This is a genomic window from Salmonella sp. SAL04157 (assembly GCF_046551635.1).
GTDB lineage: Bacteria > Pseudomonadota > Gammaproteobacteria > Enterobacterales > Enterobacteriaceae > Salmonella > Salmonella enterica.
This window is the reverse complement of record NZ_JBGDVS010000005.1, coordinates 175517-192483: the sequence shown is the minus strand read 5'-3', so window position 1 is coordinate 192483 and position 16967 is coordinate 175517. Positions and strand designations below refer to the sequence as shown.

General features: G+C 52.0%; 16 protein-coding genes, 1 tRNA gene, 2 other RNA genes and 1 pseudogene. 8 read left to right on the top strand and 12 right to left on the bottom strand.

Annotation, left to right across the window (positions count from 1 at the left end):
- Window positions 1-20 precede the first annotated feature (20 nt).
- Window positions 21-1145: an aryl-sulfate sulfotransferase gene (locus ACLJRE_RS13300; RefSeq protein WP_023212599.1), complete on the bottom strand. Its 1125-nt coding sequence runs from the start codon at window positions 1143-1145 to the stop codon at window positions 21-23.
- Between the two features lie 150 nt (window positions 1146-1295).
- Between ACLJRE_RS13300 and ACLJRE_RS13295 the strand changes: the two genes are divergently transcribed.
- Window positions 1296-2303: a substrate-binding domain-containing protein gene (locus ACLJRE_RS13295; RefSeq protein ID WP_017441628.1), complete on the top strand. Its 1008-nt coding sequence runs from the start codon at window positions 1296-1298 to the stop codon at window positions 2301-2303.
- On the opposite strand, the gene ACLJRE_RS13290 is transcribed toward ACLJRE_RS13295, so the two are convergent.
- The 5 genes from ACLJRE_RS13290 to ACLJRE_RS13270 form a co-directional block, all read right to left on the bottom strand.
- Window positions 2294-2427, bottom strand: a non-coding RNA gene (locus ACLJRE_RS13290) — RtT sRNA. The two genes, ACLJRE_RS13295 and ACLJRE_RS13290, sit on opposite strands and share 10 nt — an antisense overlap.
- A gap of 35 nt (window positions 2428-2462) precedes the next feature.
- Window positions 2463-2596: non-coding RNA, RtT sRNA (locus ACLJRE_RS13285), on the bottom strand.
- 34 nt (window positions 2597-2630) lie between these two features.
- Window positions 2631-2707: transfer RNA gene (locus tag ACLJRE_RS13280), tRNA-Pro, on the bottom strand.
- 90 nt (window positions 2708-2797) lie between these two features.
- A complete protein-coding gene (gene eptB / locus ACLJRE_RS13275; RefSeq protein WP_001269247.1) occupies window positions 2798-4489 on the bottom strand; it encodes a kdo(2)-lipid A phosphoethanolamine 7''-transferase in 1692 nt (563 codons plus the stop codon).
- Window positions 4490-4719: 230 nt separating this feature from the next.
- The gene (locus ACLJRE_RS13270; protein WP_000637073.1) at window positions 4720-5424 is read right to left on the bottom strand and encodes an autotransporter outer membrane beta-barrel domain-containing protein; all 705 of its coding nucleotides are present in this window, start codon (window positions 5422-5424) and stop codon (window positions 4720-4722) included.
- 156 nt (window positions 5425-5580) lie between these two features.
- Between ACLJRE_RS13270 and tag the strand changes: the two genes are divergently transcribed.
- Window positions 5581-6162: a DNA-3-methyladenine glycosylase I gene (gene tag, locus ACLJRE_RS13265; protein ID WP_001188424.1), complete on the top strand. Its 582-nt coding sequence runs from the start codon at window positions 5581-5583 to the stop codon at window positions 6160-6162.
- Complete coding sequence (locus ACLJRE_RS13260) at window positions 6140-6580, top strand: N-acetyltransferase (protein ID WP_000619902.1); 441 nt, start codon at window positions 6140-6142, stop codon at window positions 6578-6580. Before tag ends, ACLJRE_RS13260 begins: the two co-directional genes overlap by 23 nt.
- Here the strand turns inward: ACLJRE_RS13260 and ACLJRE_RS13255 are convergent.
- On the bottom strand, window positions 6549-8882 hold the full coding sequence (locus tag ACLJRE_RS13255) for a molybdopterin guanine dinucleotide-containing S/N-oxide reductase (protein ID WP_058109031.1): 2334 nt from the start codon (window positions 8880-8882) through the stop codon (window positions 6549-6551). The two genes, ACLJRE_RS13260 and ACLJRE_RS13255, sit on opposite strands and share 32 nt — an antisense overlap.
- Before the next feature lie 152 nt (window positions 8883-9034).
- Here ACLJRE_RS13255 and ACLJRE_RS13250 point away from each other — a divergent pair, with 152 nt between their 5' ends.
- Together ACLJRE_RS13250 and ghrB are read left to right on the top strand one after the other, a co-directional pair.
- Window positions 9035-9697: an OmpA family lipoprotein gene (locus tag ACLJRE_RS13250; RefSeq protein WP_000747548.1), complete on the top strand. Its 663-nt coding sequence runs from the start codon at window positions 9035-9037 to the stop codon at window positions 9695-9697.
- Window positions 9698-9915: 218 nt separating this feature from the next.
- The gene (ghrB, locus tag ACLJRE_RS13245) at window positions 9916-10890 is read left to right on the top strand and encodes a glyoxylate/hydroxypyruvate reductase GhrB (RefSeq protein ID WP_410957411.1); all 975 of its coding nucleotides are present in this window, start codon (window positions 9916-9918) and stop codon (window positions 10888-10890) included.
- A 49-nt stretch (window positions 10891-10939) separates the two neighbouring features.
- Here ghrB and ACLJRE_RS13240 read toward each other — a convergent pair whose 3' ends face one another.
- Window positions 10940-11650, bottom strand: coding sequence for a DUF3053 domain-containing protein (locus tag ACLJRE_RS13240; protein ID WP_001528166.1), 711 nt, complete (start codon window positions 11648-11650; stop codon window positions 10940-10942).
- 438 nt (window positions 11651-12088) lie between these two features.
- On the opposite strand from ACLJRE_RS13240, the gene ACLJRE_RS13235 reads away from it, so the two are divergent.
- The 3 genes from ACLJRE_RS13235 (at window position 12089) to cueP (ending at window position 13591) form a co-directional block, all read left to right on the top strand.
- Window positions 12089-12379 (top strand): HTH-type transcriptional regulator, encoded by a 291-nt coding sequence (locus ACLJRE_RS13235; protein ID WP_000455790.1) that lies wholly within the window; start codon window positions 12089-12091, stop codon window positions 12377-12379.
- Between the two features lie 287 nt (window positions 12380-12666).
- Window positions 12667-12879 carry an RNA chaperone/antiterminator CspA gene (gene cspA, locus ACLJRE_RS13230; RefSeq protein WP_000014594.1) on the top strand — a complete coding sequence of 71 codons (213 nt, stop codon included), beginning with the start codon at window positions 12667-12669 and terminating at the stop codon, window positions 12877-12879.
- Between the two features lie 172 nt (window positions 12880-13051).
- The gene (gene cueP, locus ACLJRE_RS13225) at window positions 13052-13591 is read left to right on the top strand and encodes a copper-binding periplasmic metallochaperone CueP (RefSeq protein WP_000047140.1); all 540 of its coding nucleotides are present in this window, start codon (window positions 13052-13054) and stop codon (window positions 13589-13591) included.
- 371 nt (window positions 13592-13962) lie between these two features.
- On the opposite strand, the gene ACLJRE_RS13220 is transcribed toward cueP, so the two are convergent.
- The 4 genes and pseudogenes from ACLJRE_RS13220 to ACLJRE_RS13205 form a co-directional block, all read right to left on the bottom strand.
- Window positions 13963-14448, bottom strand: coding sequence for a GNAT family N-acetyltransferase (locus ACLJRE_RS13220; protein ID WP_000533909.1), 486 nt, complete (start codon window positions 14446-14448; stop codon window positions 13963-13965).
- On the bottom strand, window positions 14436-14723 hold the full coding sequence (locus ACLJRE_RS13215; RefSeq protein WP_000965886.1) for a DUF1778 domain-containing protein: 288 nt from the start codon (window positions 14721-14723) through the stop codon (window positions 14436-14438). The genes ACLJRE_RS13220 and ACLJRE_RS13215 overlap by 13 nt, the downstream gene beginning before the upstream one ends.
- Window positions 14724-15068: 345 nt before the next feature.
- On the bottom strand, window positions 15069-15974 hold the full coding sequence (locus tag ACLJRE_RS13210; protein ID WP_023212602.1) for a hypothetical protein: 906 nt from the start codon (window positions 15972-15974) through the stop codon (window positions 15069-15071).
- A gap of 364 nt (window positions 15975-16338) precedes the next feature.
- Window positions 16339-16767: pseudogene (locus tag ACLJRE_RS13205) on the bottom strand (transposase); the annotation flags it as partial.
- Window positions 16768-16967: the final 200 nt, after the last annotated feature.

Genomic DNA, 16967 nt, shown 5'->3' with positions numbered 1-16967 from the left:
GCGCGGGCTGGCGGTCTGCATTATTTCAACCAACTAATGGCATCAGCGGCATAGCGATGCGCACGGAAGGCGCTGTTCTGTTTTCCAGGAATAATGCCTTTACTGAGGTGCTCCGGATATTCATTAAAGAACGGAATGATATATTCCCATACCGTTTCGCCTTCCGGGGTGACTTCAAACAGGCGGCCAAACGCCGATTCACAGATAAAGGTGTTGCCGTTCGCCAGCCGCTGCGCGCTCCCCATATACGGCGAGAAAAACGCCGGCGGGAAGATATCGCGATACTGCCAGGTAATCGCTTTGGTCTGCGGATCGAACTCCAGCACCGTGGAATGCGGCGAGGTGACGCCGGGACGCAGGTTGCCGTTATCGAAAACCAGAATCGACCCGTTCTCCATCTCAACCGGCGTGTGCTGCTGCGCTACCACTTCCGGCCCTGCATGCCAGATAACCTTCCCGCTCTCTTTATCCACGGCAATGACGCCAGACGTAGTGCGCAGGCTCATCAGCACCAGGCCATCACGGGTGACGGACAGGCCGTTAATCATCGGCCAGTGGCGGCGATCGAAAATATCATGAATCGGGAAATCTTCCGGATTCAAATGCTCCCAGGCACGCCATTCCCAGACCACTTCACCGTCGCGATTGACCTCTTTGACGACGTCGCTCTGAATCACGCCGTCCGGCGCATCACGTCGCGGGTCGCCGCCGGTAACACGGGCGGCGATATCGGCAGGTAACGGCGACGCGGCGGTATACAGCAGGTTACCGTTTTCCAGCCACTGCGCATCGTGGTGATGGTAAATATCTTCGTAATGCCAGACGATTTCGTTATCCGGCGTCACTTCATAGAAGTCGCCGCCGTGCCAGAGATCCCACGCCGGATAGAGGTTCGCTGAAGTGCGGTGGCTGCCGTTATAACCCAGATTACCGTTCGGCAGCAGCACCGCATCACGCCCGGCGCGAACCGGAAGCTGCCACTGATGCGCGACTTCGCCCTGCTCGTCCACCAAGTAAACCCGCCCTTCGGCGGTTTGCGGCGCAAAAAGCGTATAGCCGCCAAAGCTCTTCGCATTATCAGCGTAGATAAGGCCCGCCGGACGGCGTCCAAGGGTGAAAGTCGAATCCTGAGTTAAGTGTGCCACATCGCCTCCTGAGGAATAAATTTGCGCCAAAATACCCCATTAAAACGTTTTAATGAAGAGTTTTTTTACGATCCTCACCGAAAAAAAGCAAACGTTACCGTCTGGTAAATATGCTACCCTGTGCGCAAATTTTCGCAGGTCAGGAAGCAGATGGCTGTTCAAAATAAAAAACGCGCAAAGTTGATTGATGTTGCCCGCCATGCAGGCGTGTCGCCAGGGACGGTATCCAATGCCTTGCACAACACCCGCTTTGTCGAGCCGCAGACGCGACGGCGTATTGAAGAGGCCATTGTTGCGCTCAACTACACGCCGAATATTCGCGCCCGCCAGTTGCGAACCGGCAAAACCAATACCATTGCCTTGCTCTCTTCGGTGCCGCTGGCGATTGCCTCCGGCGCGTCACGACTGGGATTTATGATGGAGGTGGCGTTAACGTCCGCGATGATGGCGCTGGAAAAACAGCATGCGCTGATTCTGGTGCCGCCGGGGGCAAATCCACTGGATGCCGTCAGCTTTGACGCGGCGATCCTGATTGAGCCGGCGGAGAACGACCCGCAGCTCCAGGCGCTGGCGCAAGCGGGCATTCCCTGCGTCACCATTGGCCGCACGCCGGGCACCGACACGCCTGTGCCGTGGGTTGAGCTGCACTCGGCGGCAACAGCACAGCTTCTGCTAACGCATCTGGAGGCCTCCGGCGCCAGCAAATGTGCATTATTTGTCGGTAACACACGGCGAACATCAGTTCTGGAGAGCGAAGCGGCTTACCAGCGCTGGTGCGCGGGACGCCAGGCCCCCGTCGTCTACTCTCTCAATGAAAGCGAGGGTGAAAATGCCGGCTACCAGGCCGCGCAGCAGCTATTACAGGCACATCCCGACGTTGACGGCGTGCTGGTGCTGATCGACACCTTTGCCAGCGGCGCGGTACGCGCTTTTCAGGAACAGGCAGTCGCTATCCCGGAGCGGATGCGCGTGGTCACCCGCTATGATGGTATCCGCGCGCGCGAATCGCTGCCGCCGCTGACGGCAGTGAATATGCATCTTGATGAGGTGGCGCGACAGGCAATCACGCTATTATTTGATTTGCTGGCGGGCAAGAAGGTCAGCCACAGCGACGGGATCATGCCTGAACTGGTGGTGCGAGCGTCAACCTGCCGGTGATAGAGGATGACTCGCCACTGCGTGGCTCGCCCTGCGGGCCGTTGCTGACGCAACGTTCTCTCGCTGCGCTCGAGTCGAACCTCTTGCCCCCGGAGGTTCTCATCCTCGTCAGGCTTCCGATACAAAACAACCCTGCTCATTGAGCAGGGTTTCTGAATTTGGTCGGTGATAGAGGATGACTCGCCACTGCGTGGCTCGCCCTGCGGGCCGTTGCTGAAGCAACGTTCTCTCGCTGCGCTCGGGTCGAACCTCTTGCCCCCGGAGGTTCTCATCCTCGTCAGGCTTCAGATACAAAAAACCCTGCTCGTTGAGCAGGGTTTCTGAATTTGGTCGGTGATAGAGGATTCGAACCTCCGACCCCTTCGTCCCGAACGAAGTGCGCTACCAGGCTGCGCCAATCACCGAATGCGGGCGCATCTTACTGCTCAGGCGCACGCCCGTCAATCCCTTAGTCGCAAAATACAATTCAATCGGCGAGAAAGTCGGCAGACAACCTACTTCGCGGCGACTTTCTGCGCATCGGGAATATGGCACCAGTTGTTGTTCTGGTTAATGCCGCCATCCGGCGATGTATACCCCAGGCAGCCCATTATCGTATCGTACAGCTCCACATGACGACGCGGCACTTTGATCTCCGCCTGCTGTTTCAGGTGAGCGAACATCTGCGCATGTTGCGGACTGGCAAGATATTTATCCGACATCCATACCAGCATCGGAACACGGAATTGCTCCGGCGGCGCCATATTGCGCGGCGTACCGTGCAAATGTTCGCGTTCGTTAATCGACTCGCCGTGGTCAGCCGCGTAGAACACAATCGCTTTTTTATCACGTAGCTGATCGAACACACTGGTAATAAAGTGATCCACATAGGTCACGGAGTTATCGTAAGAGTTGATCATCTGCGCTTTCGTGCAGCCGCTATCGACCCCAATACATTCGGGCTTCCACTGAGCGTAGCTGCGCGGATAACGTTGCGTATAGTTAAAATGCGACCCCTTAGTATGCAGGATAATCAGATGCTTACCCTCCGGATTCTGGGCAAGCGAGTTCTGCATCTCATCAATCAACAGCATGTCATCAACCGTTTTACCGCGGTTACGCGGCTCGGCGCCGATCTGCTCGCGGTAGGAGATATTATCCGCCATGGTATTGCTATAGAACCACATCTCGCTCTGCATGGCGTACAAATCGGAACTGAATCCGAGCTGTTTGAGAACGGCAAACACATTCTGCTCTTTTAAGGTACGCTGCGGGTTATTATCCGCCCCGCCTTCCCGTACAAACATACAGCGTAAAGAAAGCTTCGTCGCGGTATCGCAGGAATAGCCGCGGAACGCCGCCAGATTTTTTTCCTGCGCCAGCTTCGGCGTGGTATTACGCTCGTAGCCGAAAATCCCCATGTGATCCCAACGGGTCGTCTCACCGATAATGAAAACAACGTAGGTGTCATCCCCATCCTTCGGCGCAACATAGGTAAATTTCCTGGCCGGGTTTATTAACGAATTATTGTCCGACGACTCATCTACCTGCGCCCAGGCATACAGCCCTAACGCAGATAACCAGTTTGAAGGCAGATAGGAGTTCGCCACCACGCCGCCATAGCTGGGTAAGTCGATACCTGTCGCCCGTTCAACCTTTTTTTGCTGTATATCCAGCAGGCGGATAGGCGCCCACACCATTACGCCTGCGAGTACCACTACAGCGGCGCTGCGAAAACGCTGCCCCGGCGTACGTAGCTGGCGCAACAACGTGTAGCGACAGTGGTTACTCCAGATAAAGATGAGCGGAAGCAGGCTCACGGCAATCAGCCACAATACGAAGTGCAGCCCCACCACCTCTTTCGAGAGATCGATATCGGTGGTCATAACAGACGCAATAATGCCGTAGCCAATCACCACGTTCAGGAAGGTCATGTAATAACTGGCGCCAGCGGAAAACAGCACCACCAGCGTGGCCAGCACACGCCAGACGCGTCGGCCAAACAGTGAAAGAAGACGAAGTAAGAAGAAAGTGACCAGCACCGTGGCGCCAAGTTCGACAACTGCGGAGAGGCCTTTCCAAATGGTAAATTCTTGCGCATAACTGCCGAAACGGCGGTAAAACACGGCGCAATTCATAAACAGACCGATATAGAGCGCAAGCAAGAAACTAAGTTTCTGCTGCGTCATCGATTTAATGTATCTCATGCAAACAAACCCTGGGAATCGGGATAAAAACGACCTGTACAACGATTTTTTAATCAAACAGGTAAATATGCGGCTAACGCAGATGTGAGAAAGTCTACCAGCGCGGCTAAGTAGACCACAGGAAGCGCAAAAAGTGTCTATAGAGAATGTGATTGACCTATATATTTTTGTAAATATATAGACAGGGTATTAGATGAACTTCTAATAAGTCCAGGCGGCGGTTTATCTCGTTAAAAGCGAGCGCTCACCCCCAGGGTATACAAATAATCGCTATCCGTAGCGCTATTTTCCGCCTGGGAAAACGCCGCATACGCCGCCATGTGCGGGTTAAGTAACACGTCCGCGCCTACGGTGACATCCAACCAGTTTCCCGCCTGATTTCCTGCGGTCATACGACTCAACCCGGACTGCGCTTTCCAGATATTTTCCCCAAACTGTTGGTTATAGCTGATTTGCGCCCAGGGACGGACATCGCCGAACTGCGAGTTTACCCGCCAGCCTAACGTACTGACGCTGGCGTGCCATAACGGATCGGTAAGCGCTAATGTCGTCGCGCTATCGCCATATTCGTTATACATTGATGACGTCGAACCGTCGTAATGCAGCGCCGCGACCGGCCCAGTGGTCACGCGTCGGGAAAGCGGAAAATTCCAGCCCATACTGATACCGCTGGTCGCATCAAGCGGGGTTTCATCCGCCAGGCTAAGCACCGGACCCACCGTATTTTGCGTAGACTGAATACGTTCGGCCAGTATGTCGTTGTAATTCGGTTGGTGATCGCTGTCCCAGGTATAGCGTTCCGTCGTATGCCCCGGAGCCGCTTCAGCGATATATTCTTGTTGCCAGGCATACGTGGTATTGATAAAAAACGAGCAGGCCATAAGGCCCGCCAGACAACGCAATGTCCGGCGACCACGGCGTTTTCTTACAATCATCAACGCGACTCCAGAGTAGAGCCGAATTCGGCGATATTATTGTCATTGAATGAAGGATGTCGGGCATCAGCCCTGTATTAACTATTGTCCTTTTAGCGGGCCCGTCAAGGCGGGTTGAAGGAAATTTTCGCGGTAACCACAATAACGAGGAAGTCTATGCAGCGTTGCGACTGGGTCAGCCAGGACCCCCTTTATATTGCCTATCATGATAACGAGTGGGGCGTACCGGAAACCGATAGCAGAAAGCTGTTTGAAATGATCTGTCTTGAAGGTCAACAGGCCGGTTTATCCTGGATCACCGTGCTTAAAAAGAGGGAGAACTACCGCGCCTGTTTTCATCAGTTTAACCCGGTACGCATCGCAGCTATGCAGGAGGAGGATGTTGAACGCCTGCTGCAGAACACGGGCATCATACGACATCGCGGTAAAATTCAGGCCATTATCAGTAACGCCCGCGCCTGGCTTGCGATGGAGCAAAACGGCGAGTCTTTCGCCGATTTTGTCTGGTCATTCGTTGATGGCCAGCCGCAGATCACCCAGGCGGCCAGCCTGGGTGAGATCCCTACCTCAACACCTGCGTCCGATGCGCTTGCTAAGGCATTGAAAAAACGCGGTTTCAAGTTTGTCGGTACGACTATCTGTTACTCCTTTATGCAGGCGTGCGGACTGGTCAACGACCATATTACCGGCTGTTTTTGCCATCCGGGAGAAAAACATGATTCGCAAATCCCAGAGTGAAGACATGGCGTCTATTCTGGCGCTGTGGATGAAAAGTACCATTTATGCCCATCCCTTTATCGAAGAACGTTACTGGCACGAGAGCGAAGCAATTGTACGCGACGTCTATTTACCCGCCGCGCAAACCTGGGTATGGGAGGAAAATGGACAACTGAAAGGCTTCGTCAGCGTACTGGAAGCCCGTTTTGTCGGGGCGCTATTTGTCGCCCCCGACGCGTTAAGACACGGCATTGGCAAAGCGCTTCTGGAATATGTCCAGCAACGTTTTCCTCTGCTGAGCCTTGAGGTTTACCAGAAAAATCAATCCGCCGTAAACTTCTACCATGCGCTTGGTTTTCGTATTGAAGATAGCGCCTGGCAGGAGGATACCGCCCACCCCACCTGGATTATGAGTTGGCAGGCGGATCAAACGCCGTAAGCGGTAGCGCCGGGCCGGTATATTTCTCAAACCAGACCAGCGCGGTGTTGCCCGCACAACCGTTCCCCAGCCGGGAACTGGGAAGATCTTTTGTCAGGACGTTTACCGCGCCGTTTTTGCATATGCCGCCTGCGGTAGGTTCAGGGTCCGGCCATGCGCCTTCGTGAATACAGATAACGCCGGGCCGAATTCCGTCGGTAACGACCGCGCCCGCCAGAACCTGCCCGCGATGATTCCAGACGCGTACCGTATCGCCATCGACGATTCCACGCGTTGTCGCATCCTGCGGATGAATCGTCACCGGTTCGCGTCCGGCTACCGCATACCGCTCCCGTAACGAACTGTAGTTAAGCTGGCTATGCAGACGGTGCGCCGGATGCGCGGAAAGTAGCTGAACCTGCCCCGCATCAGCGTTCCCGTGCCACTCATCCGGCACCAGCCACATCGGATGGCCGGGACAATCCGCGTAACCATAGCTGGCAATGCGCGCAGAATAGATTTCGATTTTGCCGCTGGCCGTTTTTAGCGGATGGTTATCAGGATCGCGGCGAAAATCCGCGAAGCGCACAAACTGCGCGTTGGCGGGATTTTCCGGCATCTCCAGTAAACGGTTAGCCTGCCAGAATGCGGCAAACGGCGGCAGCGTCACCCCCTGGCTGGCGCCACGCTGGGCGGCAATATTGTAGAAAGTCTCCAGCCACGCCAGCTCACTTTTTCCTTCGGTGAACCGAGCGTAACCGCCGGCTTCCCACCGTTCGCTCAGTTCAGCAAAAACGTCAAAATCATTCCGCGCCTCCCACCGGGGCGACACGACCTGCTTCATCGGCGCCAAATGCTGATTGCTATAGTCGCCGGTCATGGTTAAATCGTTACGCTCATAGCTGGTGGTCGCAGGCAGAACAATATCCGCGTGTTTCGCGGCGGCCGTCCAGAAACATTCTGAGATAACGACCAGTTCCGGTTTTTGCCACGCGCGAATCAGACGGTTGGTATCCTGATGATGGGTAAAGTTCGCGCCACCCGCCCACCAGATAAAACGAATATCCGGGAAGCGGCGATCCATCCCATTGTGTTGGTAAAACCCACCGGGGTTTTCCAGCGCATCGACAATACGCGCCACCGGTATTTTATCTACCGCATCGACCCCGCCAGGGATGCTTCCCTGCATCGAGGCTAACACGGCGGCGCGGCGCGTCGGGTTTCCGCCGTTAGCAAAATGATAAGAAAAACCAAACCCGCCGCCAGGCGTACCAATTTGCCCCAGCATTGCGGCCAGCGTGACGATCATCCAGTGCTTTTGCTCGCCGAACTGCTGACGCTGCATTCCCCAACCGGCCATCAACATGGTGGTGTTATGATGAAATATTTCCGCCAGTTCGCGGATTTTCACCGCAGAAACGCCGCAAATTTCCGCCGCCCATTCCGCTGTTTTGGCCGTACCGTCGGTCGTGCCCAAAAGATAGTCGGCGAAGCGGTCATAACCTGTTGTGCAGCGGGCAAGGAACGTTTCATCCTGCCAACCGTTTTCCACCAGCGTATGGGCGATCCCCAGCATTAACGCTACATCGGTGCCCATATGTGGGGCGATCCACTCCATCTTATCGCCAAAAAAGTCGACGCTTTCCGATCGCATCGGATCGATGCAGATCAGGCGCTTGCCGCTTTGTCGCAACGCCGCAAAATAGTCGAGCCCCTGTTCATCCGAGGCATTCCAGGCAATTTTCAGAGTATTCAGCGGATTCGCGCTCCAGAGCACCACCACCTCGCTGTGTTCCAGCACCACCGGCCAGCTAGTCTGCTGCTGGTAAACCTCGTTGCCACCCACCACATAAGGCATGATAGCCTGCGCCGCGCCGGTGGAATAATCGCCAAGATGGCCGGTATACCCTCCCGCCAGCGCCATGTAACGCTGCAATAGCGTAGCCGCTTTATGCAATACGCCGTTCGAACGCCAACCGTAGGAGCCGGCGAAGATGGACGATGGCCCATAACTTTCGCGAATACGTTTGTGCTGAGCGTGGATCAGATCCAGCACGTCATCCCAACTTACGCGAACAAACTCATCCTGCCCACGTATGCCTTGCGGCTTATCGGGAGAAGCCAGGAACCCTTTACGCACCATCGGGAAGCGAACCCGCGTTTTACTGTGAACCTGGTCATGCACAACGGTTTGCAGGGAGTTTTGGTGTGCCGTCGGGAGTTCGCCATACGAGGCAAAAATGCGTTCTCCGTCGGTTTCAACGCGGACTGGCCCCCAGTGTGCGGCGGTCAATACCGAATGACGCGATGGTACGTGGGTCAAGGTTCGCTCCTGAATTATTGGGATTATTTATTTTGCCGATCAATGTTACTTACAAATTTCAGAGTTTTCCCTGGAATTTTCTTCATGTGCAGACGTCATAATCAACCGCCACGGTCGCTGTGGTAAAAATAAAAAAGTGATAAGGATTTAAGATGAAAAAACGTGTATTTGTGATTGCTGCCATCGTGAGCGGCGCCCTGGCAGTATCTGGCTGCACAACAAACCCTTACACCGGCGAACGCGAAGCAGGTAAATCCGGCATTGGCGCGGGTATTGGATCGCTGGTCGGCGCAGGCATCGGCGCGCTCTCCTCCTCCAAAAAAGATCGCGGTAAAGGCGCGCTGATTGGCGCGGCGGCTGGCGCGGCGCTGGGCGGCGGCGTGGGTTACTACATGGACGTACAAGAAGCGAAACTGCGTGACAAAATGCGGGGCACAGGCGTTAGCGTGACGCGAAGCGGCGATAATATCATTCTGAATATGCCGAATAATGTCACCTTCGACAGCAGTAGCGCGACGCTGAAACCGGCAGGCGCTAACACGCTGACCGGCGTGGCGATGGTGCTGAAAGAGTATCCCAAGACCGCCGTCAATGTGGTGGGCTACACCGACAGTACCGGTAGCCACGATCTGAATATGCGTCTGTCGCAGCAGCGTGCTGACTCCGTCGCCAGCTCGCTGATCACCCAGGGCGTCGACGCCAGCCGTATCCGTACCAGCGGAATGGGGCCGGCGAACCCGATCGCCAGCAACAGTACGGCAGAAGGTAAGGCGCAAAACCGCCGCGTCGAAATTACCTTGAGTCCATTGCAGTAAACTACCGTACCGGGTAAGGCAGTATGCTTTACCCGGCCTGCATTACTCCCTCGCCAGACCGGATACATCGCGCATCATTCGGTATTCATTCATCATTTACCACAACACGGCTGCCGACAGCGGGGAAATTGGCTGGTCGATGATGGCTAAACGGGTTAATAATAAGCCTGTTCCGGTTGGCGCATGCCGCGCTTACCTTTTGATTTACGGAGAGTCGCATGAAGCCGTCCATCATTCTCTACAAAACCCTGCCTGATGATTTGCTGCATCGCCTGGAGGCGCATTTTACCGTCACCCAGGTACCGAACCTGCATCCGGAAACGGTAGCGCGACACGCGCAGGCATTTGCCAGCGCGCAAGGCCTTCTGGGCGCCAGCGAAACCGTTAACCGCGCGCTGCTGGAAAAAATGCCGGCGCTACGCGCGGCGTCGACCATCTCGGTGGGATACGATAATGTCGAGGTGGACGCCCTTACTGCCCGCAAAATAGTCCTGATGCACACGCCTGCCGTTTTGACGGAAACCGTTGCCGATACGGCGATGGCGTTGATGCTGACCACTGCCCGCCGCGTGGTAGACGCCGCAGAACGGGTTAAAGCGGGTGAATGGACGGAAAGCATTGGCCCGGCATGGTTTGGCGTCGATGTGCATCACAAAACACTCGGTATCGTTGGGATGGGGCGTATCGGGATGGCGCTGGCGCAGCGAGCGCACTTTGGGTTTACCATGCCGGTTCTCTATCACGCCCGTCGGCGGCATCAGGAGGCGGAAGACCGGTTTAACGCCCGCTACTGCGATCTGGATACGCTGTTGCAGGAGGCTGATTTTGTCTGCGTGATCCTGCCGCTAACGGCAGAAACGCGACATCTGTTTGGCGCAACACAGTTTGCCAGAATGAAATCGTCCGCCATTTTTATTAATGCCGGACGCGGCCCGGTGGTCGATGAAAACGCGCTGATTGCCGCGCTGCAAAACGGTGAAATATATGCGGCAGGTCTGGATGTTTTTGAACAGGAACCGCTATCCGTGGATTCGCCCTTGCTGAACATGTCTAATGTCGTCGCGGTGCCGCATATTGGCTCGGCAACGCATGAGACGCGCTACAACATGATGGCCTGTGCGGTGGATAATTTGATTGATGCGCTGCAGGGAAAAATAGAGAAGAACTGCGTCAATCCGCAGGCGGCGGGATAACGCTACAGGCCCGATAAGCGCTGGCTTGCGCTTATCGGGCAGACTGTCATTACTGGGTCGCGTTTACCACCGCCGTCCAGGCCTGATTAAACGCCTGATGCTGCGAGGCCAACGGCCCAATCAGCGCATTATATTGGCTGGCCTGCTGTGAGGTCGGGAACTGAATGCCGTTCGCGACAAAGCTCACCTGCTCGCCCTGTTGCGCAATATAATCGCCCACTTGTACCAACTGCTGCGTAAAGATCTGCGCCGCCGGGATCAGCGGCTGCAAAGCATCTGCCGGCACGGTGACTACTTTTTTGTAGACCTGATCAAACACAGGTTTCAGGTCATCGGCCTGCTTTAACGCGCCATGCGCGGCATCAGCCTGCAGTTTTGCATTCTGCAACTGTTGCGCCAGCACGCCTAACGAACCATTTGCCTGCCGCAGCGGCTCACGTTGCGTCATATAATCCTGCGGAACGCGGATGGCGTTAACGCTATCGACCACCGGGCGCAGACCGGAATCCATCGCCTGGTTTACCTGCTGCGAGTAGCCATACAGTATCGCGTAATCAGACACGAACGGACCAAACTGTTTTTTCTGATCGGCCGTCAGCGTTGGTAAACGCTCTCCGCTACGCATTGCTGTATTCTGCAGGAAATCGACAAACGCTTTGCGCTGATCGCCTTCTTTATCAAAACACCCGCTCAGGCTAAACACCATTAATAACGCCACAACAGGCGCAAACCAGCGAGAGCAGGACTTACCTGTCGCCATTGTTAATACTCCTTTCACCCAAAAATGCGCACAACGACACCTGCGTGCCTGACGGTTTACAAGGATAGTCCAGGTCAGGCTTGCAGGATACCCTTTCCACGCGATCTTGTAGCGGAAAATTATGTTTATCTGCATCAATGCTTAATTTGTTATTTTATTGTTAATTTTTGACCTGGCACTGCGATAAAAAACGCGGCAAGAAAGCTTTCCAGCGGGGGATGTAATATTTTTTTAATCTTTACAATTATTTTCTGAAAGACGGATATACCTTCCTGGATCAAATTGTTAGCGTCCTAAAAGTCGCGTAGCGTAAGGCATCGAAACGAATCGATAGCGCTTCATGGCGGCGCGTCACCCCCCACCCGCAAGTTTCCCGACTATTCTTAAGAGGCTTCGATGCACTTCACGATCCCGCTGTGTGATTTACAGGAGTTCTCAATGGAATATAAAGATCCGATGTTTGAGCTGCTGAGCAGCCTGGAACAAATTGTTTTTAAAGATGAAACGCGAAAGATCACCCTGACGCAAAAACCCAATCCTTTTACCGAATTTGAACAGTTACGGAGAGGGACGGGACTAAAAACAGATGAATTTGCCAGAGCGCTGGGCGTAACGGTTGCCATGGTTCAGGAATGGGAATCGAAACGCGAAAAACCCACGCCAGCAGAGCTCAAATTGATGCGCCTGATACAGGCAAACCCACGCTTAAGTAAGCAATTGATGGAGTAATTTTTAACCCTTTCTGTTTTAACGGTCCTGCGCAAGGACCGTTTTCCCCGCTCGATTCCTGACCTGGAGAAATAAAGTAAAATAAAAGTTGCATCGCCCGGCATTACATGAGTTAATGTGCTCAACGGTTTGACGTACAGACCATTAAAGCAGTTTAGTAAGGCAAGTCCCTTCAAGAGTTATCCATTAGATACCCCTCGTAGTGCGCATTTCCTTAACGCTTAAAAAATCTGTAAAGCACGCCATAACGCCGAAAGGCACACTTATTTTTTAAAAGGTAATACACTATGTCCGGTAAAATGACTGGTATCGTAAAATGGTTCAACGCTGATAAAGGCTTCGGCTTTATTACTCCTGATGACGGTTCTAAAGACGTGTTCGTACACTTCTCCGCTATTCAGAACGATGGTTACAAATCTCTGGACGAAGGTCAGAAAGTTTCCTTCACTATCGAAAGCGGCGCTAAAGGCCCGGCAGCTGGCAACGTAACCAGCCTGTAAGCTTAAAAAGCTCAGAATTTTGAATCCCTGCCTGATGGCGGGGATTTTTTTATTCCAATTCCCCCTCTCCCCCCAGCATAACTTTGCATTACTTTACCCTGTGTCCCTTTGACCTTTCCCTTAGGGGAACCCCTATAGTAGGTAAGGAGATTGTTCACAAGGAATTGAAGTTATGTCGAAATCATCATGGTTATTACTTTTGGGTTTATGCGCCAGCGGCTCCGCGCTTGCGGCATCCGCAGAATCCGCTTTTCTGGCGCAACATGGGCTGGCGGGAAAAACGGTTGAGCAGATCGTGGATACGATTGATCAGACGCCGCAGAGCCGTCCTTTGCCTTACTCCGCGTCGATTACCAGTACCGAACTCAAATTATCTGACGGAGAGCAGATTTATACGCTGCCGTTAGGCGACAAATTCTATCTCTCTTTTGCGCCCTATGAATGGCGGACACACCCCTGTTTTAACCACAGCCTTTCCGGCTGTCAGGGAGAAATGCCGAATAAACCGTTCACTGTAAAAGTGACAGACAGTAAAGGCGCTGTCATCGTACAAAAAGAGATGCAAAGCTATCGAAACGGATTTATCGGTGTTTGGCTACCGCGCAATATGGAAGGGACGCTGGAAGTAAGCTACAACGGTAAAACGGCGTCACATGCCATTGCCACCAGAGATGACAGCCAGACCTGTCTGACGGAATTACCATTACGTTAAAAAAATGCCCGATAACATAATGGGTTATCGGGCCTATAAAACGCCAACAAGATAAAATTAACAGAGTGCCTTGAGAATGCATAACGCCACAAGAATGGCAGAGGTGGGCTCACTTTGTACTGACCCCAAAAACCTGGACAGATTAACCGAGGCATCAGCGAAAGAGTCCATTTAATACATGGGCTCTTTTTTGTTTCTGGCTATAACTAAATAACATTGTCCGCAATCGAATTATCCATTCCGTTGCTTTCTTGCATCACGCGGATTCCTGTCTCATCAATATTTTGTTCGTCGTATTCTTCCTGAATTTAACCTTAGACGTTCTATCAAATTATCGCTTATAGCGATTTGAACATAACAGTCTTTGCATTCTATTGAGGGAGCCTAAGGAACAATGTTCGCTGCTGAGTTTGTGATGATTTGAAACCATGGTGAATGTAGAAATTTTTGGCTTCTTCGGTAAGTGCATGAACCATGATTGCACGTACACCAATATTCTCGGCAACCCGATAGCAACGAAGCACTGCATCATGAAGTAAATCAGCCCCAAGCCCTTTTCCATGGAATGAGAGATCGACAGCAAGACGGGCAAGTATAATGACAGGGATGGGATCTGGCATGTTACGCCGAAGGTTGCCTGTCGCTTCTGTATGGTTGACGCTACCGGTGGCCAGAGAGTAAAAACCGGCTACTTGCTTCGTGTCTTTCTTGCACACCACAAATGTTCTGGCCGCTCCGAGAGCCTGGTTTTTGAGGCCCTTTTGCTTCAACCAGTCATCGAGCACAGCCTCACCGCTGACGAACTCAGCTACCTGATGAAAAGCGGACAAAGGTTCTGGTGCTGTTACACGTCCCACTGAGGTTTCCTTGCCAGCAGTTTTTCGATAACGGGATCATCTGCGACCGGTGCATCAAGCAGATTGATGAACTCCTCATATTGCTCATCGTTAAAGTTAAATACACGGCGGTCAAGGATCACTTTCTCGGCAGCCTGGCAGGCCGTTTCCAGAATGAAATCTGTACGTGACTTGTGAAGGATTTCCGCAGCTGCATCAATGAGCGCCCGCTGCGATTCCTTAGCTCTAAGGTTAAGTTGAACATCTGATTTCATGAGACACCCCTTGTATAGCATTTGCTTTACAAGAATAGCACAACCACTATGTATAGCAAACGATACACATCAAGTCGTCGTTTTTCATTTTTTGAATACTGATGTCCGCTTTGTGCCAGCAGCGGACATTACCAGAGCCCCATTATATTAATCAATAAGTCGCACATCGGCCTAGTGAGTTTTATCCAAATAAGATTTTACAGCCAGTTATCATGGTAAACGTCATTATCAGATAAAAGAACTGGCGTTGTGAAAGCGAGGGAAAGCAACCTTTTCTGGCCAGCGTATAGATGACACCTGAAAGTAAAATAAACGCAGTTGTTGAAGATGGGAGTTCACTGAGTAAAATCCAGAATGAGCGATCCATCAATACATTTCACCGTTGCCAAAACGGAATGTTATATTTTGTTTTCTGGTGTCCCTCACGCCTCCCATGCTGAGCAAATTTTCAACAACGGTGTTTATTGACGAGCTCGGTATTTCATCATTAAAGAATGATTGTCTAACTGGTCCTGAAACCAAATCGACATTATTTATTCTCTCAAATGACATTTTCCCTGAGAAGCCAGAACTGCATAGTGAATGAAGCTGAATACGGATGAAGCCACTGACATATGCAGCAAACCACGGCCTGCTGAATACCGTTGTGTATTTTTTTTCTGAGGGCCATAGGTAGCTGTCCAGTTCTCTGCAGTTGTAGTTCAGTGTGTTTCCATCAATGTGTAAATATCCATACATTCTGAATCCAAACCATGGAAAGCTAATATGAGGATTGACTGTGTTGGTACGGCCCGCCAGAGCTGTCCGTTTGGCAAGCAACACTAAACATCTGTCTGTTTCATCGAGTACTTCATACCAGGAAACCGGAGCTGGCTCTCCCCAGTATTCTTCGTTGTACAGGCAATTATAGATCTGAACGATATCCAGAGCGTTTAATGTCATTATACGGTCATTCACCACAGCCTCTGTTAAGGTGCCCTTCAGCGCTGCTAATTGGGATAATCGTTGAAGATCAGATGCTGCCAGACGGTTTCTGTATGTCTGGAGTTCTTCTCGCATGTGAGCAACGATTTGCTGATCCTCGATAGCTATATCACTGGTGGTGTGATTTAGCAGACCTCCCCAGCTAGAAAACCGATAAAAATACGCGACCATCTCATAGGCATGGTTCAATTGAACATTGCAGTGCTCCCTGAGGAAACGGGCTTGTTTGCGAAGCTGATCGAGTGAGGGGACATATCGGTGATTGTTAACATTGATGCGTGAGAGCATTGCATATGCCTTTTACAAATACTCTGCGGCCTGTAAACACAGAGCAAAGTTAAAAGGATATGCTCTGAAAACTAAGGGGTAAAAAGCGCGTTGGCGGATTTGTCTACAGGCTGACAGGTCTGCGCATAACCTGTTAATTAGGTTATTAAAAAATCCAGTTACAGTCAATAGTCTGTGTTAAATATGTGCTAATCACTTAACTGCCCCCCCAAGGCAGCTAAAGTTTCATAATCCGTTTTCTACATATTTTATTCTTAGGGAAAGTGAAGTGCTATCAACGTCCGCTCCTCTCTCATAGCAGACATTTGCGTGAGCGTATCCACCGACGTTCAGGTTTCCTGATAGCATCCCTGTACAGACCTTGTTAATTTCTGCCTGGATAGCTCTTTAGGCGGTATTTAACCGGGCTGAGTCCGTTAAATCTAAGGCTAATTCGTCGGGTATTGTAGTATCGTATGTAATCCTCAATAGCTATCTTAAGCCCATCAATATCCTTAAATTTACTGGTGTAAAAACTTTCTGATTTTAAAGTCCCGAAAAAACATTCTGCACAGGCATTATCAAGGCAGTTGCCTTTGCGGGACATACTTTGGATGATGCCAAACTCTCGTAACTGATACTGGTACCATCAATGACGGTATTGCCAGCCCTGATCTGAATGAAGAACCGGATTGGTACCCGCATCAAGTCTGGCAAATGCCTTCATGAGTATGTCATCGATCATCGGCATGGTTGGACGTTCTGAAATACTGTAGGGGATAGCTTCGTTATTGAAGAGATCAATAATGGGCGCAGTGCACTTTTGATTTATATACCCTTCATACTTCAAGTTGCTTATGTGTTGGCTACGCTCGCTCACCCCAGTCACATAGTTATCTATGCTCCTGGGGACTCACTCCCTTGCCGCCTTTAAGCAACTCGAATTATTTTGGGTATAGTCAGGTGGGGCTTTTCTCTGTCTGCCTTTTGATGAATACCTGAGACAAACAGTCT